The organism is Sulfurimonas sp. HSL3-1, from assembly GCF_039645995.1.
Lineage (GTDB): Bacteria > Campylobacterota > Campylobacteria > Campylobacterales > Sulfurimonadaceae > Thiomicrolovo > Thiomicrolovo diazotrophicus.
The window spans coordinates 1491993-1513752 of record NZ_CP147920.1; the positions used below are offsets into that span (position 1 = coordinate 1491993).

General features: G+C 56.7%; 25 protein-coding genes. 16 read left to right on the plus strand and 9 right to left on the minus strand.

Translation table 11 applies throughout. The features are described from left to right. Positions 1-7 precede the first annotated feature (7 nt). Together WCY31_RS07675 and WCY31_RS07680 are read right to left on the minus strand one after the other, a co-directional pair. The gene (locus tag WCY31_RS07675) at positions 8-448 is read right to left on the minus strand and encodes a DUF6527 family protein (protein WP_345973770.1); all 441 of its coding nucleotides are present in this window, start codon (positions 446-448) and stop codon (positions 8-10) included. Next, positions 438-1634 (minus strand): ThiF family adenylyltransferase, encoded by a 1197-nt coding sequence (locus WCY31_RS07680; RefSeq protein WP_345971934.1) that lies wholly within the window; start codon positions 1632-1634, stop codon positions 438-440. The genes WCY31_RS07675 and WCY31_RS07680 overlap by 11 nt, the downstream gene beginning before the upstream one ends. A gap of 441 nt (positions 1635-2075) precedes the next feature. Between WCY31_RS07680 and WCY31_RS07685 the strand changes: the two genes are divergently transcribed. The 9 genes from WCY31_RS07685 (at position 2076) to WCY31_RS07725 (ending at position 8009) form a co-directional block, all read left to right on the plus strand. Next, the gene (locus WCY31_RS07685; RefSeq protein ID WP_345971935.1) at positions 2076-3119 is read left to right on the plus strand and encodes an XRE family transcriptional regulator; all 1044 of its coding nucleotides are present in this window, start codon (positions 2076-2078) and stop codon (positions 3117-3119) included. A 1-nt stretch (position 3120) separates the two neighbouring features. Beyond that, on the plus strand, positions 3121-3498 hold the full coding sequence (locus WCY31_RS07690; RefSeq protein WP_345971936.1) for a hypothetical protein: 378 nt from the start codon (positions 3121-3123) through the stop codon (positions 3496-3498). A gap of 125 nt (positions 3499-3623) precedes the next feature. Further along, positions 3624-4376: a TSUP family transporter gene (locus tag WCY31_RS07695; RefSeq protein ID WP_345971938.1), complete on the plus strand. Its 753-nt coding sequence runs from the start codon at positions 3624-3626 to the stop codon at positions 4374-4376. A gap of 158 nt (positions 4377-4534) precedes the next feature. Next, positions 4535-4888 carry a GerW family sporulation protein gene (locus WCY31_RS07700; protein ID WP_345971939.1) on the plus strand — a complete coding sequence of 118 codons (354 nt, stop codon included), beginning with the start codon at positions 4535-4537 and terminating at the stop codon, positions 4886-4888. Positions 4889-4898: 10 nt separating this feature from the next. Further along, on the plus strand, positions 4899-5420 hold the full coding sequence (locus WCY31_RS07705) for a hypothetical protein (RefSeq protein ID WP_345971940.1): 522 nt from the start codon (positions 4899-4901) through the stop codon (positions 5418-5420). A gap of 57 nt (positions 5421-5477) precedes the next feature. Further along, complete coding sequence (gene budA, locus WCY31_RS07710) at positions 5478-6200, plus strand: acetolactate decarboxylase (RefSeq protein ID WP_345971942.1); 723 nt, start codon at positions 5478-5480, stop codon at positions 6198-6200. A 232-nt stretch (positions 6201-6432) separates the two neighbouring features. Continuing rightward, complete coding sequence (cowN, locus tag WCY31_RS07715) at positions 6433-6744, plus strand: N(2)-fixation sustaining protein CowN (RefSeq protein WP_231018324.1); 312 nt, start codon at positions 6433-6435, stop codon at positions 6742-6744. Between the two features lie 172 nt (positions 6745-6916). Then, positions 6917-7330, plus strand: a complete 414-nt coding sequence (locus tag WCY31_RS07720) for a MarR family winged helix-turn-helix transcriptional regulator (protein WP_345971944.1) — start codon at positions 6917-6919, stop codon at positions 7328-7330. Positions 7331-7340: 10 nt separating this feature from the next. Next, the gene (locus WCY31_RS07725) at positions 7341-8009 is read left to right on the plus strand and encodes a CatB-related O-acetyltransferase (protein ID WP_345971946.1); all 669 of its coding nucleotides are present in this window, start codon (positions 7341-7343) and stop codon (positions 8007-8009) included. Here the strand turns inward: WCY31_RS07725 and WCY31_RS07730 are convergent. The 6 genes from WCY31_RS07730 to msrP all read right to left on the minus strand — a co-directional run bounded on the left by WCY31_RS07730 (position 8006) and on the right by msrP (position 13682). Further along, a complete protein-coding gene (locus tag WCY31_RS07730) occupies positions 8006-8254 on the minus strand; it encodes a hypothetical protein (protein WP_345971947.1) in 249 nt (82 codons plus the stop codon). The genes WCY31_RS07725 and WCY31_RS07730 overlap by 4 nt on opposite strands. Before the next feature lie 547 nt (positions 8255-8801). Beyond that, on the minus strand, positions 8802-10154 hold the full coding sequence (locus WCY31_RS07735) for an MATE family efflux transporter (RefSeq protein ID WP_345971948.1): 1353 nt from the start codon (positions 10152-10154) through the stop codon (positions 8802-8804). Between the two features lie 56 nt (positions 10155-10210). After that, on the minus strand, positions 10211-10999 hold the full coding sequence (locus WCY31_RS07740) for a phytanoyl-CoA dioxygenase family protein (RefSeq protein WP_345971949.1): 789 nt from the start codon (positions 10997-10999) through the stop codon (positions 10211-10213). 64 nt (positions 11000-11063) lie between these two features. Further along, complete coding sequence (locus tag WCY31_RS07745) at positions 11064-12044, minus strand: sce7726 family protein (RefSeq protein WP_345971951.1); 981 nt, start codon at positions 12042-12044, stop codon at positions 11064-11066. A gap of 133 nt (positions 12045-12177) precedes the next feature. Beyond that, positions 12178-12726 carry a ferric reductase-like transmembrane domain-containing protein gene (locus WCY31_RS07750; protein ID WP_345971952.1) on the minus strand — a complete coding sequence of 183 codons (549 nt, stop codon included), beginning with the start codon at positions 12724-12726 and terminating at the stop codon, positions 12178-12180. After that, a complete protein-coding gene (gene msrP, locus WCY31_RS07755) occupies positions 12723-13682 on the minus strand; it encodes a protein-methionine-sulfoxide reductase catalytic subunit MsrP (RefSeq protein WP_345971953.1) in 960 nt (319 codons plus the stop codon). The genes WCY31_RS07750 and msrP overlap by 4 nt, the downstream gene beginning before the upstream one ends. Positions 13683-13783: 101 nt before the next feature. On the opposite strand from msrP, the gene WCY31_RS07760 reads away from it, so the two are divergent. The 4 genes from WCY31_RS07760 (at position 13784) to WCY31_RS07775 (ending at position 19035) form a co-directional block, all read left to right on the plus strand. Beyond that, positions 13784-14314 (plus strand): YgjP-like metallopeptidase domain-containing protein, encoded by a 531-nt coding sequence (locus tag WCY31_RS07760; protein ID WP_345971954.1) that lies wholly within the window; start codon positions 13784-13786, stop codon positions 14312-14314. Between the two features lie 117 nt (positions 14315-14431). Next, positions 14432-17275 carry a choice-of-anchor I family protein gene (locus tag WCY31_RS07765; protein WP_345971956.1) on the plus strand — a complete coding sequence of 948 codons (2844 nt, stop codon included), beginning with the start codon at positions 14432-14434 and terminating at the stop codon, positions 17273-17275. A 107-nt stretch (positions 17276-17382) separates the two neighbouring features. Next, positions 17383-18264 carry a hypothetical protein gene (locus WCY31_RS07770; RefSeq protein WP_345971958.1) on the plus strand — a complete coding sequence of 294 codons (882 nt, stop codon included), beginning with the start codon at positions 17383-17385 and terminating at the stop codon, positions 18262-18264. Positions 18265-18411: 147 nt separating this feature from the next. Continuing rightward, positions 18412-19035, plus strand: a complete 624-nt coding sequence (locus tag WCY31_RS07775; RefSeq protein ID WP_345971959.1) for a hypothetical protein — start codon at positions 18412-18414, stop codon at positions 19033-19035. 1 nt (position 19036) lies between these two features. On the opposite strand, the gene WCY31_RS07780 is transcribed toward WCY31_RS07775, so the two are convergent. Continuing rightward, a complete protein-coding gene (locus WCY31_RS07780) occupies positions 19037-19375 on the minus strand; it encodes a hypothetical protein (protein WP_345971960.1) in 339 nt (112 codons plus the stop codon). Between the two features lie 218 nt (positions 19376-19593). On the opposite strand from WCY31_RS07780, the gene WCY31_RS07785 reads away from it, so the two are divergent. From WCY31_RS07785 to WCY31_RS07795, 3 genes are all read left to right on the plus strand, one after another. Beyond that, entirely contained in the window at positions 19594-20532 is a 939-nt protein-coding gene (locus WCY31_RS07785; protein ID WP_345971962.1) for a hypothetical protein, read from the plus strand. A 55-nt stretch (positions 20533-20587) separates the two neighbouring features. Further along, on the plus strand, positions 20588-20764 hold the full coding sequence (locus WCY31_RS07790) for a hypothetical protein (protein WP_345969246.1): 177 nt from the start codon (positions 20588-20590) through the stop codon (positions 20762-20764). A 68-nt stretch (positions 20765-20832) separates the two neighbouring features. After that, the gene (locus tag WCY31_RS07795; protein WP_345971964.1) at positions 20833-21756 is read left to right on the plus strand and encodes a DUF6515 family protein; all 924 of its coding nucleotides are present in this window, start codon (positions 20833-20835) and stop codon (positions 21754-21756) included. The last annotated feature ends 4 nt before the right edge of the window (positions 21757-21760 follow it).

Below are 21760 nucleotides of genomic sequence, written 5' to 3' on the forward strand. Positions count from 1 at the left end.
TTCATAGTCACCGTTGAATACCAAACAATTTGAAAAGGTAGCGGAACAGTTTGAATACTTTCGATTTATTACAATATGAGTCAGAAGTACCCTGTCGAATGTTTTCATTTGAAGACGAATTATTTTGATGCATTTGTTTTAAACTAGAAAGATCTTTCTTCTTAACATCATTAATCATCTCATCGGAAAATTCATCTGCCCAGACCACTTTACTATTCGTAATAGAGTAATGAGATCGGCAAGGGAAAGACCAACTACCAATCGAAGGTTTTATAGTCACATTCTGTCCATCAAATCTCATATTCCATTGGGCAGGGGAAAGAGGCGTAATCGCCTCTCTTCCACACCCACATGGACAAAGATGGATAATAGTTTTATACTCCATTGAGATATAAAGGACTCCATCTTCAAGCACATCTGGGATATTCTTTACAAATTTATGAAGCATCACGTTTCACTCTCGTCAACTGTAAACTATCAGTACATAAAGAAGTATTTCCGATTCCAATAACTGGTGCATAAAACGAAACGTATAGCTTCCATTTTATTACAGCGATACAGGCATTAAGCATATTTAAATCAGCTACTTGTATATTGGTATTGTAGTCTTCATTTGGAACATCATGCATCTCGCAAAAGTGTTTAAAATCCCCGTCGTCTTCAGGGACTACGATAGTCGTCCTAACTGTACCACGCACAGTACTATCATCAACATGCTGAACACCAATCCCAACATCAATATACGGCTTCTTCTTACTATCTAAATAATCGTAAATGATGCGTTTACTATCACCACAATCGATAGCCACAAAAACAAAATCGAGTTTGTCTAACAAAGCTAGATTATCTACTGTTAAATAGAGAGGGTGAGAAGTAACAGATTTATGCATATAACTATACACCTTTGCGAAGTAATCTGCTTTATTTGGGCAACTGCTTAATTCTTCAATTGTTGCAGCACCTGGTGCTCTAAAGGCATTGTGGGTATAGAAATTATCACCATCGAAAATGTGTATTTCTGATACTGAAGTTTTTGTAACAAGATCTAGCATATATGAACCCGTTCCACCAATACCGACAATACCTATTTTCAGGCCATGGAACTTCTCTGATGCTTTGGAAGTCCCAGCCCTTGCTGTATAGGTATCTTGATACTGATGTACTGATTTTTCAGTACTTACCATGGGTTTATGTAATTTTGCTGTCACTTTGTTATTGAGTTTTTGAGCCGGTGCCACAATGATAGTGGCATAGGTACTCATTTTGTGATGATAATCAGTATAATTTGCAATATTTCCTGCTGAATCTAATGGCTTCAGGGAAAACATTGATTGAGTTATGATACCATTCGGATGATGTTGAGGGTTTTTGTTATTAATTAATGACGACAATTCCCGTCCTTCACTGTCACAGGGTGCTTCTCCTGTGAAAAAGACGGTATGTACTCCGTCATAGTGTGCTCTGTTCCCCGCCAGGTTCAGTGCACAAATTAAACTGCCACGTCTTATTTCTTTTTTCGCGTTTACATAGGGAACATCATCAATAACCAGCATTCCATTTTGTACTGAAATACTATATCCCTCTTCTTGTAAACGTTTTAAATCGCTACTATGATCTATTACATGGACTGACATGGAAAACCATCCCATTTCTCACAGGAACTACATCACCAGGCTTTTCTAGTGTACCTTCAGCGTTCCCATGTCCATTTTCATACGCAATTGCCAACTGATGACCAATTGGGAGTTTCGCCAACTCTAACACTTCTTCATACGTGATTATAGGTCTGCTGACTACTGCTGATCTCGCGCAAACAATGATGCTAAATTCTTTATTTTGACCGGGTGCATCTTCCCGCCCATTTCGTTGATTACTCATTTAAATCTCCTTGTAAGATGAGTAGTTTTTCAAGCTAAATGCTTCACCTTATACCAAAAGCCAATGCAGAACATAGAAAAATGCTTGCATGTTTACAATAATACTTAAACTTTTCTTTTTTGTCAACTATTAGCAAAAAATTATTTACATTTAAATTTTTTATAAGTATTATTGTAATTGCTAAATGGAGGTGTAATATGATTGGTGAAAGACTACAAAGAGCGAGAGAGTCAGCAAGTCTCTCTTTACGAGCCTTAGCAGAAAAAGTATGTGTGAGTCAAACAACCATTTCAAAATATGAAAAGAACATCACGATGCCTGATTCCGAAATGTTATTGAAATTGTCAAAAGCACTAGATGTCAAAACAGCATATTTTTATCGAACTGATTCTTTCGTACTTGAGAATATTGAATATCGAAAAAGAGACATTCCAAGCACAGAACTTAGAACTATTGAGTCTAAAATACTCGATCAAGTTGAAAAAAGATTTGAGATTGAATCATTATTTCCAAAACCTCCATTTGAAAGTTTCACAATACCAAATATAGTAAGAAAGAAAATTAACTTCCTCAAAGAAATCGACAAGATTGCATATGAACTAAGAAATACATGGGAACTTGGATATGACCCTATTTCTGACTTATCTGATATCTTGGAACTACATGGAATAAAAATTTTCATGATAGATGAAAATGCTGATAATAATTTTGATGGGCTAGCAGCAAAAGTTAATGGTGAACAAATCATAGTAGTTAGTAAAAACTGGCCTGGAGATAGGCAGCGCTTTACATTGGCTCATGAATTAGGTCATTTACTTTTAGAGAAAAAGCTTGGACCAAAGCTTGACGAAGAAAAAGCGAGTGATAGATTTGCTGGCGCTTTCCTCCTTCCTGCAATCCCTTTAATAAATAGACTTGGTACATTCCGAAAAAACATTGAAATCGCAGAGTTGGCTTTAATTAAAGAAGAGTTCGGTGTTAGTATGCAGACGGTATTTATACGTGCAAATCATGCTGGCATTATTAATTACTTTTGTTCAAACAACTTATGGAAACTCTTCAAAAAAAATGGTTGGAATATAAATGAGCCGGGGAGAGATTATCCAGGAGAGAAGTTGTACGTATTTAAACAGTTAGTCCTACGTGCACTGTCAGAGGATTTAATCGTAGAAAGTAAAGCTGCAGATGCTTTAAATATGTCTCTTGCAAAGTTCAAAAAGTTTCGAAACAGTGGAAAATAATTTGAATACTTTCGTAGGCAACATTGATTTTTTATTAGACAGTACAAATTCTAAAACAACTCCTAATATTTTTGATTTTTCCTGCATATTTGTTACACCAAACCTAGTTTTTGTAGAGGAATTACTAGAAACAGATATTGATTTTCTTCAGTTAGGTTTGAAAGTTTTTCATTTATCTGCTGATTCAATGACATACGTATCTACACTTTCAAGAAAATGTAAATTAGTAAGTATTTATGACCTCTATTCTTTAGCACTTGCAAAGCAAGAAAATATCCCCATTGTTTCAGATTGTAAAGCCGTATTATCTTGTGCAAATGCTGAAGATATTGCAGCTTTAAACAGTACTGGTTTCCTTCATTTCTTATGCCCTTCCTGAAACATCAGCCAGTAAAGACTTTTATTGTACCTTTTTCTCTTTTTCCACTTTTGACAGCAGTGGGCTTATTCAATCCTATCTACCAATACTTTCTTACTAGAACAAAATAAGCATCACATACACTTATGGAAATATCAATCGAAATGCTCATGTTCCTCTTTGCCGCATCCATCGTCGCTGGCACGATGGATACGATGGTCGGCGGAGGCGGGCTCATTACCCTGCCCTCGTTGATGCTCACCGGCCTGTCGCCCATCAACGCGCTGGGTACGAACAAACTGCAGGGGTGCATCGGTACGGGGACGGCGACTTTTTTGCTGCTCAGGAAGTCCAAAATACGCTGGCGGCACATCCGGCCCCTCTTTATTGCCGCCTTTGTCGGTTCGGTCATCGGCACCGTGGCCGTGCAGTTCATCAGCCAGCACTCTTTGTCGCTGGTCATTCCCGTCGTGCTCGTGCTGATCATCGGCTACTTCCTGCTCTACAATCCAAGTAGAAACAGTAACTTCAGCATCAAAATGGGTGCGAAAAAGTTCACCTGGCTCGTCGTTCCCGGCATCGGTTTTTACGACGGCATGTTCGGCCCCGGCACGGGCTCCTTCTTCAGCTTTGCGAACGTGCTGCTGCGGCGCGCGAAACTGGTGGCGGCCACCGCCACGGCCAAGCCGCTCAACTTCGCCACCAACGTTTCGTCCCTCTTGGTCTTCATCCTCTTCGGCAACGTCGTCTGGCATGTGGGCCTGGTGATGATGCTGGGCCAGGCCGTCGGCGCCTGGCTGGGGGTGCATCTGCTTTACAAAATCAACCCGCAGTATCTGCGCAGCTTCGTCATCGCCGTCTGTCTGCTGATGCTCGCTAAGTACATCGCCTCCTCATGATGTTCTGACCCTCACTGGCAGCATTACTTTCAAACCCCTTCGTTCCCCATTGTCACTTTTTGCTACAATCAGTGAAGGAGTACAGACATTGTCGTCCGGATGCAACACCCCTCCGGATCAATCGCAGCGTATCTGCATTAGCAAGCAAGGAGAGCGCGATGGAACATGTTCAAGAAGTGTTAAAGACCTCCCTGGAGGAGCTTGAAAGGGTGCTGAGCACCAAAACGGTCGTCGGGGAGCCCTTCGTCATCGAAGGCAACACCCTCATCCCCCTCATCAGCATCGGGTTCGGGTTCGGTGCCGGCGGCAACATCGGCGGCAAAAAAAGCGGTGACGGCGGACAGGGCGCCGGCACGGGCGGCGGTGGCGGCATCCGGCCGGTGGCCCTCGTCATCATCAACAAGGAGGGCGTCAGGGTCGAACCCATCAAGAGCGGGATGGCCGGGGTCTTCGAACACCTCGGCGACACCCTCGCCAAGGCGATGAAGGAGAAAGAGGACGACGACGATTAGCGGCTGAACCATGCTAGTAGTTCTCTATCTCATCGCCTTTCTGCTCCTGTTCCTGCTCGCGTTGCTCGCCACTCCCGTCGAGCTGAGCCTGCAGCTGGAGAAGGAGGAGCGCTTCGACTACAAGGCCCGGCTGCACTGGTTTTTCGGGCTTGTTTCCGTCGACCTTACCGGGCTGGCAAAGAAAGCGGGCTCGATGAAAAAAGCGAAGCGCAAAAAGCGCAAAGCGCACAGGACAAAGTTCCCGGGCGGGAGTGTGTCGCCCCAGAGCGTCACCCGGCTTTTGCGGGGGCTGCGGCACAGCATTCATGTCAGGGAGCTTAGCCTTCACGGCCGTATCGGCCTGGGCGACCCGGCATGTACCGGTATGCTGATGGGTCTCTTGCAACCGCTCCTGCTGCCCGCGCGGCAGGTAAGCCTCGTCGCGGATTACGAGGAGGCCGTCTTCGAAGGGCGCTTCAGCGCAAGGGTCCGCCTTGTCCCCCTGCGGATCTTCGGCGTTTTGCTGCGCTTTTTCTTTGCGGGAAGGCGCTAGGATGATCACTGCGGCAGGGTGACCGTCCGCATTACCCACAGAAGAAAGGAGAATCCAATGCCCGCCGAGCGCACCGCTTCATCGCACCCCCTCTACCTCTGCGCCCCCGTCAACGCCCTCGTGGAGGGGATCTACGAGGAGAATATCCCCCTGGCCGAGATCAAACGCCACGGCGATTTCGGCCTGGGCACCTTCGACGACCTGGACGGGGAGATGGTGATGCTAGCAGGCGACGTCTACCAGATCACCGCCGACGGGGAGGCGCACGGCGTCGCCGACGCCAAACACACCCCCTTTGCCGTCGTCACCTTTTTCGAACCGACCTTCAGGGTGACTTTCGATGAGGCGATGGACTACGACACCTTCCTCGCGCGCCTCGACGCCCTGCTCCCCTCGCCCAACCTCTTCTACGCCCTCCGCATCCGCGGCCGCTTCGACCTGGTCCGGGCGCGCTCCGTCCCCAAGCAGCACAACTACCGGCCGCTCAGCGAAGCGGCCGCCGAACAGCACGAATTCCGCTTTGAGAACGCGGAGGGGTGCCTCGCCGGCTTCTACACGCCCGCGTTCATGGCCTCGCTCAACGTCCCCGGCCTGCACCTGCACTTCCTCACGCAGGACCGCCTCCGCGGCGGCCACCTGCTGGAGTGCCGCACCCGCGGCGTTACCGTCGAGGTGCAGATGCTCCACACCCTCGAACTCTCCCTCCCCATGACGCACGACTACCTGACCCGCGATTTCGGGCGAGACACGGCCGCAGACCTCGAGGCGGCGGAGAAGTAGCGCCCGGGAGAGATGCGATTTTCTGCTGTATTGACCGTAACCATCCCTCCGACCGCACTGGACAAATATAGAGCATCCTGCCGTGGCGCAGCATGCGGAGTCCCGGCAAAAGGGCCTTTTCACAGCCACTTTCCTTAAAATACAAAGAGTATAATATTCCACAAATATTTTTAAGGAAACCAATGACCCTCTGCACCGCCGCGCCCCTCCTCCCTTCCGAAAAGCACGCCCAATGAACAATGAAATCCGCATAGACGAACGCTACGTCTCCTTTGCGAACATCGACTGCTTCGAGAACGCCTGCCTCGTCATCGACCGCCTCCTTTATGTCACCGGCCAGGCCGAGCACGTCAACCTCTACTGGAAAAAGATCATCCCGACGATCCCCCAGGCCTACTACGACCGCGACCCGAAAGCCGATGAGAAAGAGGCCCTGCTCTACCTTGTCTGCTCCAACGTCTTCTACCTCGAAGAGCTCTTTGAGAACGAAGAGGACGAGGAGGGGCTCAATGCCCTGAAGCGCGCCGAACTGGAGTGCTGCTAGGCGGCAGCACAGCGCGCCCACTACCCACTACCCACTACCCACTACCCACTACCCATTACCTAATACCTAATACCTAATACCTAATACCTAATACCTAATACCCATCACCATCTTGACGAAAAGAAATATTTGCAATATACTTGTGTACTCAAATATATTGCAAGGATATTTCATGGCTTCAAAACTGGAATGGCTCTTCGCCTTCTCCTCCGCGCATGCGAAACTCTTCAAGCAGGTCGACCGGGCGCTCAGCGTCCACGGCATCAGCTTCTCGGAGTTTTACATCCTTCACCGGCTCCAAAATGAGCCGGGGCGGGCCATGCGGCGCATCGACCTGGCCGAAGAGGTCGGGATGAGCGCCTCGGGGATCACCCGGGCGCTGAACCCGCTGGAGAAGCTGGGGCTGGTGCAGAAAGAGAAAAACCCCAGGGACGCGCGGGTGAGCCTCGTCAAGCTCTCCGACACCGGGGTACAGCACTCCACCGACGCCCTGGCAACGGTGCAGTCAACCCTCGACACCCTGCTCTCGCCGCTGGAAGAGAGCGATATCGACGCCTGCATGGCAATCGCGGCAAAACTAAACTAAGGAGAGCACTATGCTGGACCCGGCAAAAAAACACCCCATGGTGATGCCCGACGGCACTGCCGTCCCGCAGGTCGTCTACCTGAGGGCGGTCATCGACCACCCCCGCATCGAGGTGGGTGAATTCAGCTACTACCACAATTTTGAAACGCTGGAGGACTACGCGGGCTATCTCGCCCCCTACCTCTTCCCCCTCAGCCTCGACAGGCTCATCATCGGCAAGTTCGTCCAGATCGCCCACGGGGTGCGCTTTATTACCAGTTCGGCCAACCACGCCATGGGCGGGTTCTCCACCTACCCCTTCGACAACTTCACGATGAACGCGGAGACGACGGGCGCCGATATCGTCGCCATGTTCGAAAAGTCCGGCAACCGCGGCGACACCGTCGTCGGCAACGACGTCTGGATCGGGCTGGGGGCCACGATCATGCCGGGGGTGACCATCGGCGACGGGGCGATCATCGGCAGCCATGCCGTCGTCGCAACAGATGTGGCCCCCTACACCGTCGTGGCGGGCAACCCGGCACGCCCCGTCCGCAAGCGCTTCGACGACGAGGTCACGGCGGCGCTGCTCGCCATCCGCTGGTGGGAGTGGCCGACCGCGAAGATCGAAAAGCACATCAACGTCATCACCGGCGGCGACATCGACGCGCTGAAACACTGCAGCCGGGAGAGCTGCTAATCCCTCTGCCGTTTCTCCAGCAGCTCGCGCCGGAACTTCTCCTGCGCCTCCTTGGCCCTCTCCCGCTCCGCGTCACGCTGCCGAATCCGCTCTTTGAAAACCGCCTCCTGCTTCTTCTGCTCGGCGGTCAGCTCTTTTTTCGGGACAGGCTTCTCCTCTTCATAGGGGACGATAACGCCGATGCTGACGGCGAAGGCCAGGCTGCCATAGAGCAGGAAAGCCGCTGCAAATACGCTCTTTTTCATACGCTGATCCTTTTGACTCTATGCACCCACGCATAGTAAAAACATTTTAGCCAACATCTTTTCATACACAAGCTTCGACACGTCGAAGCGCATTCAATCAAATTGAAAGTTGGCCTTGAGCGCTCCTTGTAAGCCATCCCGGAGGCACAAAGCCGGGAGGGATGAGCGATTCGTGAAAGGCCGCTTTTTGCGCTACTTTTTCTAAAAAAGTGGCAAAGAAATACTCTTCTCTATCTTTTCTTTTTACAAAGAAAAGAAACAAAAGAAAATCGTCGTTGCGCGAAGCGCACGCTTAACGACAAGTCGCCTATTGATCAATGCGCTTCGATGAATCGAAGCTAGTAGAAGGAAGAGAGCTTCGACACGTCGAAGCGCATCAATAAAATAGACCCTTGGGCCTTGAGCGCGATCCTTATAAGCCATCCCGGAGGCACAAAGCCGGGAGGGATGAGCGATTCGCGAAAGGCCGATTTTTATGCTACTTTTTCTAAAAAAGTGGCAAAGAGACTACTGTTCAATTGTCAGTCTAAATAATGAGAGGAATAGATCATATCTTCGTCTTCAGCCACTTCCGACCGGCAAAGATCTTCCAGAAGATGAAGCCTTTGATGAAGGTTTCCACCGTCATGATGATGTAGACGGCGATGATGCCAAATCCCAGTTTCATGGCGATGTAGGAGGGAATAACCCGCAGCAGCCAGAGGGCCGCAATATTGATCTTCAGCGGCGTGCGCGTGTCTCCCGCGCCGCGCAGGACGTTGCTGAGCACGAAGAGCACGGCCAGGGGCACCTGGGAGAGGCCGACGAGGCGCAGGTAGAACGACGCCTGCTGAACGGTCGCGGGATCGTGGGTGAACATCCGCACGAAGAGCTCCGGCCAGATGACCATGACAAGCCCGAATACTCCCATGAATGTCGCGGCGACTTTGAGGCTGTAGAGCCCCCCTTCATAGGCCTCTTCAGGGCGCTTCGCCCCCAGCTGCTGGCCGACGATGGCCATCGCCGCGACGGCGAAGCCAAACCCCGGCATAAAGGCGAGCCCCTCCACGCGCAGCCCCACCTGGTACCCCGCCAGCGCCGCCGTGCCATAAGAGGCGATGACCCAGATAAAGAGCAGGAAGGAGCTGACGGTGATGAGCCGTTCCAGCGCCGCGTGGCTGCCGACCTTGACGGCGCGCTTCAGGTCCGGCAGGTTCCACAGCGGCAGGAAATGCAGCCGCGCGTCGTGCCGCCGCAGCAACAGCAGGTAGAGCACGATGTTGAGGCCGTACGCCGCCACCGTCGCGTAGGCCGCCCCGGCGACGCCCATCGCGGGCAGCCCCCAGTGGCCGAAGATGAGCAGGTAGTCCAGCAGCGCATTGACCCCGGCGGAGGCGAGCTTGATGTAGAGGGAGCTCTTCGTATCACCCGCCGCGCTGAGCTGGTTGTAAAAGAGCGCGTCGAGGAAGATCAGGGGAAATCCAAGGGCGAGCGCGCCGAAATAGACGCCGCCGTAGTGCACGACGTCCTCACCCGTGCCAAGCAGGCGGTAAAACTCTTCGGCAAAGAGGGTACCGGCCGCGGTAAAGGGGAGCGAGAGCAGCAGGGAGAAAGCCCCCAGGGTGAAAAGAAGCGCGTTGGCCCTTTTGCGGCGCCGCGCACCGATAAGCCGCGCCGTCACGGCGTTGCCCCCGACGACGTAGAGGGTGATGACGACGTTGACGACCATGATGAACTGCATACTCGTCCCGACCGCCGCCAGGGCGGAGACGCTCAGTAGCCCTACCATCAGCATGTCGACGAGGATCTGCAGGACGTCGAGGAGGTGTTTGAAGGCCGCGGGCAGCGCCAGCCGCAGCACCTCGCGCAGGCGTGCGTTGGGGCGCAGAGACGTCAATACGGAGCGGGACGGTTGGTTCATTTAAAGTTGCTTCCTGCCTGCACCCGCCATCGGTGCGGCAATGGTTAAGATGGGTGTTAACGCGGCGGGAGGGCCGAGACGTGCAGGACGACGGAGCGCCTGCTGGAGCGTCTGTTCTCTATCACGCTGCCGCCGTGGGGGAAAAGCGGGTGCCATATGAGGGCGTCGCCGCTGCGGAAGGCGAACGCCTCCTCGCTCAATCCGGCCGCTTCGTACTGCCGCTTCAGCGTCTCCTGGTACCGGCGCCATGCGTCGGGATCCTGTGGCGGCATTGTATCGAAACGTTCGTAGAATCGGTACGGCAGTTTGTAGCGCTCGGCAGCGACCCGGTGGGCCCCTTTGACCCCCGTCAGCGTGCCGTTCTCCGGCGTCGTATCTTCCAGGGCGATCCAGATCCTGAAATAGGGCTCCCCCGGCATCACGTGAAAGACGGGAATGTCCCGGTGCAGCGGCTGCTGGCTCCCCTGCAAAAAGGTAATGGTCGTCCGCAGCGACGGCCCCAGGCCGAACAGCAGCTCCTGCAATTTGACGATCGTGCGTTCCGCGAAGAGCGCATTGATCTCGGGAATTTCATCGTGCAGCCCGATCAGGCGCGGGTAGGTGCCGTCGGCTTTTTTGTTCGCCGCCAGGGCTTTGACGTTGGCGACCGTCCAGTCGTCCAGCGCGTCGTTGACCTTCTCGACCGTCTCGTCGCCGATTGCATTCCGAAAGAGGTAGCAGCCGTCCGCGTTGAACTGCTCGACTATGGCCCTCTCCTCCTGTGAGAGACCGAGGTAGCGGGGGTGCTGGCGGTAGTTCTCGTATTCGAACCAATGTTTTTGTGCCGGCATCGGCCCTACTTTCACTGCACTGCTCCCCTCTCTATTGTCACACGTTGCAAACGCAAAGCAATTTCTGTTCGACCCCGCGTCAAAAGAGCGTCGGCTGCCGCAGCTGCCGGTAGAGTTCCAGCACGCCCGGAAGCCTCACCGCCCTGCCCAGCCGCCCCGCTTCCCAATAATCGGGTTTCAGCAGTTCATCGAAGAGCAGCTGCTTCTCCAACGGGTCGACGTAATCCACCATCTTAACATTATCGGGCCTGCCGCCGCGCAGACGGGTGACGAAAAGCTGCCGGGCGATCTGTTCGCGTTCGCGCTGGGTATAGACGGCGTCGATGACGTCGCGGTAGGTATTGTAGTCGTTGCCGGGAAGGCGGCTGCGGTTGTTCAGCATGGAGAGGTAGTGCTTCAGCTCCGGGGCGCGGAGCATGGCGACGAACGCATCGGGCAGGAGCGGTTCGGGCTCCTTGTAAAGCCCCAGGCCGGCTTCGCCGTAGAGCAGAATGCCTACATGCTCGAAGCGGTTGCCGAAAGTCTGCAGGTACTTAGGCAGGAATCGCTCGTCAAGGGCGACGTAGACGTGGTTGCTGAAACGGGAGTAGCCGTCAAGCTGGCGGTAGAGGCGGTCGAGGTTGTCCTTGTCGCTTTTGATCTCGACGGCGACGAGCGTTTCACTGTCGGAGAGGGCGAAGAGGTCCGGGCGGACATTTAAATTCCACTGCGTGAACTCGTGGATGATTGTCGTCCCCTCCCCGTAGCGCCCGCGCAAGAAAGTTTCGGCGGCCTCGCGCAGTTCGGCCTCGTTCGACGCCGGGGCGGGCCGCAGCTTGCGGTACTTGGCGAGGAAGCTTTTGTGGTCCCGGTCGCGGCGCTGGCGCGGGGTCATCGCCGCGTAGGCCTCATGCACGAAAGCTTCGTCGTCGCCCCCGCTGCAGTAATCGCGCAGCTGCTTGCGGCGCCGCGTCAGGCGGCGGGGAAGGAAGGGGTTGTCGCGCTGCTCTTCGAACAGGGCTTCGTCGGCGGCGATGGCATTGAGAAGCGCAAGGACTTCATTGGCGTTGACGGCATCCATGGCGCGATTATAGCGCGTCCCCGGGCGCGGCGGCGAAAAGATGGCAAGCGCGCCATGTGAGGGCTGCGGCCGGCTTCCAGGACGTTTCGGATCATCGGGAAGAGCGTTTCCGTCACCCGCTGTATGGTGCCGTTCAGAGCTTCGTGAGCCCCGTTTTCTGCAGCACCTTCAGCAGGCCGATGACGGCCATCGTCGCCAGGATCGCCCACTGCCAGTAGGCGAGCGCCTTCTGCGCCATGACGAAGTGGACCGTCACCAGCAGCAGGGCGACGTAGATGAGCTGGTGGTACCTGTAGAACCTGGCGAAGAGCTTGGGCAGGGAGGTAACGGCCATGAAAAGCAGGATGGCGAAGGCCGTCATCCCGAGATAGATAAAGGGCCGCTTCAGCGTCTCATCAAAGGCGGCGGCGGGATCGAGCTCCATGTCGAGGATGAGGAAGTTCGAGAAGTGCAGCAGGGCGTAGAAAAAGGCGAAGAGCCCCACCATGCGACGGTAACGCAGCAGCCGGATCTTCTTTCTCACCAGGGAGATGGTCGTCGTCGCGTAGAGCAGCGTCAAAGCGCTGTAGCCGGTCATGCTGTAGATGGCCTTGACGGGGTCTTCCGCCCCGCCGGCGAAGAGGCGGTAGAGCAGGAAGAGCAGCGGGGAGAGGCAGAGGAGGAAGAGGAGCGCTCTTTTCAAAACTGTTTCCTCAGGTCCATCCCCTTATAGAGGTGGGCGACCTCTTTCGCGTAGCCGTTGAACAGCTGCGTCGGCTGTTTGAAGAAGTGCCCCAGCACCCGTTCGCGCGCCTGGGACCAGCGGGGGTGGTCGACGCCGGGGTTGACGTTCGCGTAAAAGCCGTATTCGCGCGGGGCGTAGATGTTCCAGGTGTTCTGCGGCTGCGTATCGGTAAAAGTGATCCTCACGACCGACTTGATGCTTTTGAAGCCGTACTTCCACGGCACGACAAGGCGGATCGGCGCGCCGTTTTGCGGCGGGAGGGTGTGGCCGTAGAGGCCGACGGCCATCAGCGTCAGCGGGTGCATCGCCTCGTCCATGCGCAGCCCCTCGACGTAGGGATAGTCCAGGGTCGCCAGGAAGCCGCGGCCCTGGTCGGGGAACTGTGCGGGGTCGTACAGGGTCTCGAAACGGACGTATTTCGCCGAGGAGAGGGGTTTGGCCATGGCAATGAGCCTGGAGAGTTCGAACCCGATCCACGGCACGACCATCGACCACCCCTCCACGCAGCGGAAGCGGTAGATCCGCTCCTCCAGCGGCATCTGCTTCATCAGCTTCCAGACGTCCAGTTCGAGCGGCTGCTCAACCATCCCGTCGACGGTCAGTTTCCACGGCTCGCTTTTGAACCGCTTTGAGAGGGGCTTGACCCCCTCCTTGCTCGTCGTGAACTCGTAGAAGTTGTTGTAGGAGGTGATCTGCTCGTAGGTGTTGAGTTCGAGGTTCCCCGCGTTGGGGTCTTTGGCGTAGTCGAGGTTTGCGGCGGGCAGCTGCTCTTTCGCGGCCAGCTCCAGCACCGCCGCCGTGCTCACCAGGGTCGCCGCCCCCAGCTTCAGGAATTTCCGGCGTTCATCGAAGAGGGCCTCTTCCGTTACGTCGGCTTCGCGCGGCGGCCGGTTTTCGTATCGCTTGCGTTGCATGGTCGCTCCTTTTCGGGCGTTTTACCTTTACTACTACTATACGCCCGACGCATAAATAGTTCAAAAACGGCCGCGGCCGTGTTGGCGGAACAGATGCTACAATGGCGCAAACCAAACAGGGAGGCGGTATGAAGGAGCTGCGCTATCTTGCCCACTACCCCGAGACGCTCCAGGCCCAGGTGCGCCGCCTGATCGAGGGCGGGAAGCTCGGCGATTTTTTGCTGCAGAAGTACCCCGAAGCGCACACCCTCTCCACCGACGGCGCGCTCTACGACTACGCCGATGCCATGCGCAGTGCGCACATGCGCAACTCCCAGCCCCTGCACAAGGTCGTCTATGATACGAAGATCAGTGTCATAAACGACGCCCTGGGGATGCACACCCGCATCTCGAAGGTGCACGGCGGCCGGGTACGTTCCCGGCGGGAGATACGCATCGCCTCCCTTTTTAAAAGGGTGCCCGAGCCCTTTTTGCAGATGATCGTCGCCCACGAACTGGCCCACCTCAAAGAGCGCGACCACAACAAGGCCTTTTACAGCCTCTGCGAGCACATGGCTCCCGGCTACCACCAGCTGGAGTTCGACCTGCGCCTCTACCTCACCCACATGGAAAGCTTCGGGAAGCTCTACTGACCGCCGCCACATTACAAATGTGATACCGGGATATGTTCAATCCCGCAACCCTGCGGTAATGGCAGTGTAATACTGCTTCCCTACCATCTGCGGAATTTTCACATTCCGGAGTCTCACATGATCGGCAACCTCTACCCTCTTCTCCTCTCCACCGTTACGGCGGCGCTCCTGCTGAGCGCCTGCGGCGAGAGCGGCAACAGCAGCGCGGACAACGTCGGCGCCATCCCCGACGCCGGCGCGCTGCTGCCCTACAGCGTCCTGATGGACAACCTCGCAGACGGCGCGACCCCCGGCGAGACCTTCGGGATCCGCAACGGCGGTTTCGGTTCGGCGGCCGCCGCCGACCCGACGAACAAGAACCGCTTCTACGCCATGACCGACCGGGGTCCCAACGCTACCTACAGCGGCGCCGAAGGCAAAGGCAAGATCTTCCCGACGCCGGATTACACCCCGCGCATCGGTCTTTTCGAAGTCGGCGCGGACGGCAACGTCACGATGGTCAAAGAGATCCTTTTCAGAGACACGGCGGGGCAGCCGATCTCCGGCCTCCCCAACAGCGCGGCGCTCGGCGGCACGGGCGAGATCCCCTATGATACCGACGGCAACGCCATCCGGGATGAAAACGGCAGCATCAAAACCGACGACTTCGGCCTGGACAGCGAAGGGCTCGCCGTCATGGAAGACGGCACCTACTGGGTCAGCGACGAATACGGTCCGCACATGGTCCACTTTGACAAGAACGGCAAAGAGATCGGGCGCATCAACCCCTTTGCCGACGACAGCCGCAACCTCTACACCCTGCCCGCGGAGTTCGGCCGCCGCTGGGCCAACCGCGGCATGGAGGGGCTGACGGTCACACCGGACCAGAAGAACCTCGTCGGGATCATGCAGTCCACCCTGGACAACCCGAGCAGCGCCGTGCGCGGCACACTGACGCGCATCGTGACGGTCAGCCTCGAAAACGGCACGGTCAAACAGTACCTCTACAAGCAGGAGAAAGCGAAAAACTCCAACTCCGAGATCACCGCGCTCAGCAACGACGTCTTCCTCGTCATCGAACGCGACGGCAGCTTCTACAAAGATACGACGACGGGACAGAAGCACGTCTACAAGATCAAACTCACCACCGGCACGGAGCTCGAAAACGTCGCTCCCGACGCCAACCTGACGCAGGACGCCGATGGCGGGCTGCTGCTCGACGGCAAGACCCTCGAAGAGGTTACGATCCAGGCGGACGGCTGGGAAGCGCTGGCGGATAAAGGGATCGTCCCCGTCCAGAAAGAGCTCGTCGTCGACATGATCAAAGAGGTCCGGTACCCGCATGACAAAATGGAGGGGCTGATCGTCTTCGACGAGCACACCCTCGGCATCGTCAACGACGACGACTTCGCCATGTGGGCGACCGGCGGGGTATTGGAGCAGAAATACCTCGATGCGGCCAAGACGAAAATAGACGGCAACACCCTCTATGTCGTCCATGACCTGGAGTTGAGCGGCATGACCCTGCACAAACTCGCTGCTTATAACAGCGGCAAGGAGGGAGGCAGCGAGATCTCAGCCTTTGACAGCGCCTCCAAGCGGCTCTTCATCACCAACGGCGCAGACAACAAGCTCGACATCGTCAGCGTCGCCGACGTCGCCGCACCGGTGCTGGTCACCTCCGTCGACCTCTCCGCCTACGGCGCGGGCGTGCAGAGCGTGAGCACCAAGAAGGGCAAGGTCGCCGTCGCCGTCGGCAGTGCCGACAAAGTCGGCACGGTGGGCAAAGTCGTTCTTTTCGACACCGACGGCGGTTTCCTTGCCCAGACGCGCGTCGGCTACCTGCCGGACATGGTTACCTTCAGCGAGGACGGCAAAAAGATCCTCGTCGCCAACGAAGGCGAACCCGATGCCTCCGGCGGCAGCTACGCGGACGCCAAGGGCTCCGTCGGCCTTATCACCGTCGCCGATGCGACGGCGGCGGACGATGCCGCCGGCTACGCCGAGGTTGATTTCAGCGCGGCGGTCCTGAGCAACGCGGCGGACGGCACGCCGGTCCGCCTGGGCGGGACGCCGAAAAACGACAAGGCGTTCGATCTCGAACCCGAGTACATCACCGTCAGCGGCAGCGACGCCTACGTCACCCTGCAAGAGAACAACGCGGTGGCGAAGGTCGACATCTCCGGTGCGACACCGACGCTCACCTGGGTCAAATCCCTGGGGGCCAAAAGCTACGAACCCGGCAGCGGCAATACGATCGACATCGAAGAGGAAGGCAGTATCACGATGAAGTCCTACCCGGGACTCTTCGGCCTCTACATGCCCGATACCATCGCATCGTACAGCGCCAGCGGCGAGACCTACTTCGTCACCGCCAACGAAGGCGACGGCCGCGAATGGTGCAACGGGGACGAGAGCTACTGCTTCGTCGACGAGGCGAAGATCAAGAAGCTCAGCCTCGACCCGGCGATCGCCGACGCCTACGCGGACGAGAACGACCTGAAAGTCGTCACCGACATGGGCGATACCGACGGCGATGATGTCTACGAAAAGCTCTATGCTTACGGCGCGCGCAGCTTTAGCATCTGGAACGGCAACGGCGACCTCGTCTTCGACAGCGGGGACGCCATTTCCAAAAAGATCGCCGAGATCGAACCGGCGCTCTTCAACCAGGACGACGGCGAGATGGACGGCCGCAGCGGCAACAAGGGGGGCGAGCCCGAAGCCCTGGCCCTGGGCTCCATCGGCGGCAAAACCTACGCCTTTGTCGGCCTGGAACGCCAAAGCGCCATCCTCATCTACGACATTACCGACCCGATGCACCCCGTATACGTCGATTATGTCGTCACGCATACCGAGGGGGACGTCAGTCCCGAAGGGATGCTCTTCGTGCCGGCGGACCAGTCGCCCAACGGCAAAAACCTGCTGATCGTTTCCAACGAGGTCAGCGGATCGACCGTCCTCTACGAAATCACGCAATAAACTGCGGGGGTCCGATCTCCCGGGCCCTCCCGACTCCCCGCAGCCGCCCCATTTTCCCCTGCACGCTATAATGGCACCCGTTTATCCCGCTATAAAAGGTTCCCTGCATGCAAACATTTTTTCTCCGGCTCTCACTCTCTATCACCATGCTTTTCGCCCTCACGGCCTGTTTCGAACCCGAAACACCTCAGGAGGCGGCGGCGGCGTTCTGGAGCGCCGTGGAACGAAACGATGCGGGCGGCGCGGTGCGCTACTCCACCCTGGAGGACGAAGCGGCGTTCGACGCCTTCGGTCACTCCTGGCAGGGGGCCGAAGCGACGGTCGAGAAAGTACTCATCGAGGGAAGAGCGGCGCAGATCGTCTCCAGGATCACCGCGCCGGAGGGGAGCGATCTGCCCGCCACCGTGACGACCTACCTCGTGCAGCGCGACGAAACGTGGCTCGTCGACTACGCGCGCACGGCGGAGGGGATGCGCGGCAATGCCCTCACCGCCCTCTTTGCGGAGCTCACCAAGATCACCCAGGACCTGGCGGGACGGCTGAACAGCGCCTCCGGCGACCTGCAGCGCCAACTCGAAACGATGCGCGGGCAGATGGACGCCTACGCCGACACACTTAACCGGCAGATGTCCGAATCCATCGGCCGCTACGGCAGCGTCCTGCGCGAACGCATCGACGAACTGGCCGCGTCGGCCCGCGATGCGCTCGATGCGAACGGGGAGCAACTGACACCGCAGGAGCAGCAGACGCTGGACGACGTCGCCGGGGAGATGGAGCGCCAAAGCGACACCCTCTCCGAACCGGACGCGGACAACGTCACCGAAGGGACGGAAAAAGCCCTTGCGGCCCAGCAGAAACTGCTGATGCTCGACGAAGAGACCCTGGAGCGCTATCAACGGCAGTGGATCGAGTGGCGCGACCGGTTCGAACAGGAGGCCAAAGCCTTCTTTGACGCCCTGAATGCCGAACTCCGAAAACAGAAGGAGTGAGGCGCTCCCTCCGCCTCCCGCTTCCCTACCGTCTCCCCTCCCCCGACTAAAAACCTTTTAAAATTTTTTAAAAAAATGTTTAATAAAGTTATTAATGCTAAAATTATTTTCAGGCACCGTCCCTCGGTGTCGTCGAGAAGGAGAACCATGCGACCGATCATCGCGATACTACTACTGTTAATCACGGCGGCGTCCCTCACGGCCGCCACCACCAAGGTCATCGTCGTCGGGGCGTTTCATACCCCCGAAGGGGCGCAGCAGCGCGTCGATACGCTCAAGGGGTATCTGCGCTACGAGCCGGAGAGCTACGCCCTGCAGCGCGCCGGATACTATACCTACGGCGTACGCAGCGCGGCCCCTTACTACGTTGCCGTGCTCTACCATTTCCGCAATTTTGACGAACTGCTGACGGTACGCAACAGCATCAAAAAGATCTATCCCGATGCTTACGTCAAGAACAACATGAACTTTACACGGCCCCTCGGCGCTGCCACACCGGCATCGTCCGCGGCGGGCTCGGAAGCGGCTGTATTCGAACCGGCAGCCGCTCCGGCATCGGAAAGTGTCATGACAGCGACGGATACGAGTGTCGTGGAGACGGTACCGGGCACGGAAGTGACGGCGATGAGAACCCCAGGGTCGCTTTCGGCGGCTTCCATCACCCCGGAAACGACGGGGCCGTCCTTTCTGCCGCTGCTGATCGCGGAGCTCCTGGGCGGTGCGGCATTCATTATGCTCTTTGCGGGCAGACGCCAGCCGGTGCAGGGGTAGTTCAGAGCTGTTTGACGCTGAGGAGCGCTCCGCCCGGTGCGATCACCGCGGAGAGGTGCACGGTACAGGACTCGCCCCGGTAGTTCAGCGCCGAGAAGGTCGTCATGACACCCATGTTCTGCCCGACGGCATAGGCGAGCGTCCTGATATGCGCGTAGCTTTCGGGCACCCGCAGCCGTTGACGGATAAAACGGGCCAATACGGGGTGGATGCCGTCGTGCGTCACGGTGAGCCGTGGTGTATCCGGCGCCTCATCTCTTCGCGGCAGTGCCGCCGCCCTTAATGCCGTGACGGGTACTCTACGCCGCACTGCATCTCGGTATGCCGGGGTCATTGTCATCACCTTTTCCTCCCGAAAGCGTCAATAAAAGCACACTATACACCCCGAGTATCACAGCCGTGTTACAACCGAATCCGATGATTTTTATCCTCCAAACATGTGAAAAAACGGCAAAGCACAGTATTTTTACCGCAAAAAAAAGTTAGACAAAGTTCCGAATGCTAAAATAACCTTCTCTCATTGGTGCTATCGGGCGCCATATTCATTAAAGGAGTTGCATGCGTCTGGCCACCCTATCGTTTTTACTGTTTCTGTCGGCGGTCTCGCTTGCGGCCGCGACGACAGAAGCCATCATTGCGGGGGCGTTCCAGACGGAACAGGATGCGGCACAGCGTATCGAAGCCCTGCAGTGGTACCTGCAGCAGGACCCCGACGTCGGTCCCCTGCAGCAAACGGGTGCCTTTAGCTACAACGTACGCAACGCCGCGCCGGGCTTCCTGGCCGTGTTGTATCGTTTCCGCAGCAGCGCGGAGCGCAAGATCGTACTCGATACGATCCGGAAACTGCACCCCAAGGCCTACATGAGCGACGGCGGTGAAATCATTGCCGGCGTTTTCCAAAGCAAAGTAGAAGCGCAGCAGCGCAACGAGGCACTCCATTGGTACCTGCAGCACAACCCCGACACCGGCAGCCTGCAGAACGAACACGCCTTCGCCTACGCCGTCAGCGGCGGATCGCAGACCTTTCTTGCCGTCCTGGAACAGTTCCGCAGCAGCGCCGAAGCCAACACCGTCCTCAAAAGCATCCGGAAGCTGCATCCCAACGCCTACATCGCGAAGGACCCCAATGCCCTGCAGCCGGTCATTACCGAACCGCTCGAACCGCAGGTCATGGCGGCCGCCAAAACACCGGCCAAGGTAACGGAAGCGCCGAAGGCCGAAGCGGCGGCACCTGCCCCCGACACGAAGCCCCGGGTCGTGGAAGAGCCTGCCAGCGATGACGCCGCCCCGGCGGAAGCGGCCGTGACGCCGCCGGCCGCCGCCGCCAAGCATATCCCGACGACACAGTCCTTCCACCGCACCACCCCTTTCGAGGTGACCGGTGACACCGAAGCATCGGACGAGTCCATGCTCTCCTCCGTCGTCACGCTGCTCCTCGCCGAACTGCTGCTCGGCGGCGCGGCGCTGATGCTCTTCTTCCGCAAACGCACCCACTGATTCTTCCCCCCGGCGGGAACGCGCGTCGTGAACGCCGCTTGCATATGGATAGGCAATGGAAACCCTTTACTGCGAACACTGTGCCAAAAGCTACCGGGTCAGACCCGAAGACATCCGCCTCGTCCTCCGGCACGGCCGCGGACTTGAAAAAAAAGAGACGGAGTACCGTTTCACCCAGGGCTGTTTTTTCAAAACGCTGACGGCCCTGAAACGCGAACATTCCCGCCGCTGACCGCAACGCCTCTCACGATTATTTAACGATTTCCCGTTATACTGGACCTATCAATCAAGGAGGATGCCATGCGATACAGCAACTTCATCTCAGTGACAGCAGCACTGCTCATCGGTTCGGCCGGGCTGCATGCGGCCCCTGACCATGACGGCCGGAAGGATAACGACCGGGGCGGTTCCAAACAGGAACGTTCCTATAATAATAAGCAGGACCGCTCTTATAGCCAGGAGCGTTCCAACAGCCGAAGCAACACCCTCGGACAGGAGATACGCCGCGACCGTACCCAGCCCTCGAAGGGTGAGATCCGCCGTGAAGAGGTTCGCCGTTCCGAACCCCAGAAGTACACCCCGCACCCGGTGAGACCCGCGCCGGTCGTCCGGCCCAACCAGCGCGAGGAGAACCGCTACACCGAACAGCGTACGGTGCGCCCGCAGAAAGGGGACCAGCGTAACGTCGGCAAACGGGTCGCTCCGCCCGCCAAAGGGGGTGTCGTCCATATCGACAAGCATAAGCACTACTACCGCCCGCCGGGTGCCCGTCCTCTGACCTACTACCAGCGCCCGGGCTATGTCGTACGCAGCCTGCCGCGCGTGGCCATCTCGCTGAGCCTCGGCGGCCTCGTCTTCTACTATGCCGACGGCCTCTACTACCGCCACCACGACCGGGGCTTCATCGTTGCCGCACCGCCGGTGGGGCTGGTCGTCCGTACCCTGCCGGTGGGCTACACGGTCTTTGTGCACAGCGGGCTCACCTACTACTATTACGCGGACGTCTACTATACCTGGGACACCTACCGTAACGCCTACCGCGTCGTCAACCCCCCGGTGACCTACTATGACGTCGAGTTTGCCCCCGGCCAGGTCCTGGATTACCTCCCCGACGGCGCCTACAGCGTCACAATCAACGGGGCGCAGTACTACCGCTATGCGAATACCTACTTCATGCAGGCCATCCAGGGCGACCGCGTCGTCTATATCGTCGTGACGCCGTAAAGCG

What these genes read in the sequence shown, in the direction of transcription:
- WCY31_RS07675 (WP_345973770.1), bottom strand. Translation starts at nt 448, where the DNA reads ATGCTTCATAAATTTGTAAAGAATATCCCAGATGTGCTTGAAGATGGA.
- WCY31_RS07680 (WP_345971934.1), bottom strand. Translation starts at nt 1,634, where the DNA reads ATGTCAGTCCATGTAATAGATCATAGTAGCGATTTAAAACGTTTACAA.
- WCY31_RS07685 (WP_345971935.1), top strand. Translation starts at nt 2,076, where the DNA reads ATGATTGGTGAAAGACTACAAAGAGCGAGAGAGTCAGCAAGTCTCTCT.
- WCY31_RS07695 (WP_345971938.1), top strand. Translation starts at nt 3,624, where the DNA reads ATGGAAATATCAATCGAAATGCTCATGTTCCTCTTTGCCGCATCCATC.
- WCY31_RS07700 (WP_345971939.1), top strand. Translation starts at nt 4,535, where the DNA reads ATGGAACATGTTCAAGAAGTGTTAAAGACCTCCCTGGAGGAGCTTGAA.
- WCY31_RS07705 (WP_345971940.1), top strand. Translation starts at nt 4,899, where the DNA reads ATGCTAGTAGTTCTCTATCTCATCGCCTTTCTGCTCCTGTTCCTGCTC.
- budA (WP_345971942.1), top strand. Translation starts at nt 5,478, where the DNA reads ATGCCCGCCGAGCGCACCGCTTCATCGCACCCCCTCTACCTCTGCGCC.
- cowN (WP_231018324.1), top strand. Translation starts at nt 6,433, where the DNA reads ATGAACAATGAAATCCGCATAGACGAACGCTACGTCTCCTTTGCGAAC.
- WCY31_RS07720 (WP_345971944.1), top strand. Translation starts at nt 6,917, where the DNA reads ATGGCTTCAAAACTGGAATGGCTCTTCGCCTTCTCCTCCGCGCATGCG.
- WCY31_RS07725 (WP_345971946.1), top strand. Translation starts at nt 7,341, where the DNA reads ATGCTGGACCCGGCAAAAAAACACCCCATGGTGATGCCCGACGGCACT.
- WCY31_RS07730 (WP_345971947.1), bottom strand. Translation starts at nt 8,254, where the DNA reads ATGAAAAAGAGCGTATTTGCAGCGGCTTTCCTGCTCTATGGCAGCCTG.
- WCY31_RS07735 (WP_345971948.1), bottom strand. Translation starts at nt 10,154, where the DNA reads ATGAACCAACCGTCCCGCTCCGTATTGACGTCTCTGCGCCCCAACGCA.
- WCY31_RS07745 (WP_345971951.1), bottom strand. Translation starts at nt 12,044, where the DNA reads ATGGATGCCGTCAACGCCAATGAAGTCCTTGCGCTTCTCAATGCCATC.
- msrP (WP_345971953.1), bottom strand. Translation starts at nt 13,682, where the DNA reads ATGCAACGCAAGCGATACGAAAACCGGCCGCCGCGCGAAGCCGACGTA.
- WCY31_RS07760 (WP_345971954.1), top strand. Translation starts at nt 13,784, where the DNA reads ATGGCGCAAACCAAACAGGGAGGCGGTATGAAGGAGCTGCGCTATCTT.
- WCY31_RS07765 (WP_345971956.1), top strand. Translation starts at nt 14,432, where the DNA reads ATGATCGGCAACCTCTACCCTCTTCTCCTCTCCACCGTTACGGCGGCG.
- WCY31_RS07770 (WP_345971958.1), top strand. Translation starts at nt 17,383, where the DNA reads ATGCAAACATTTTTTCTCCGGCTCTCACTCTCTATCACCATGCTTTTC.
- WCY31_RS07775 (WP_345971959.1), top strand. Translation starts at nt 18,412, where the DNA reads ATGCGACCGATCATCGCGATACTACTACTGTTAATCACGGCGGCGTCC.
- WCY31_RS07780 (WP_345971960.1), bottom strand. Translation starts at nt 19,375, where the DNA reads ATGACAATGACCCCGGCATACCGAGATGCAGTGCGGCGTAGAGTACCC.
- WCY31_RS07785 (WP_345971962.1), top strand. Translation starts at nt 19,594, where the DNA reads ATGCGTCTGGCCACCCTATCGTTTTTACTGTTTCTGTCGGCGGTCTCG.
- WCY31_RS07790 (WP_345969246.1), top strand. Translation starts at nt 20,588, where the DNA reads ATGGAAACCCTTTACTGCGAACACTGTGCCAAAAGCTACCGGGTCAGA.
- WCY31_RS07795 (WP_345971964.1), top strand. Translation starts at nt 20,833, where the DNA reads ATGCGATACAGCAACTTCATCTCAGTGACAGCAGCACTGCTCATCGGT.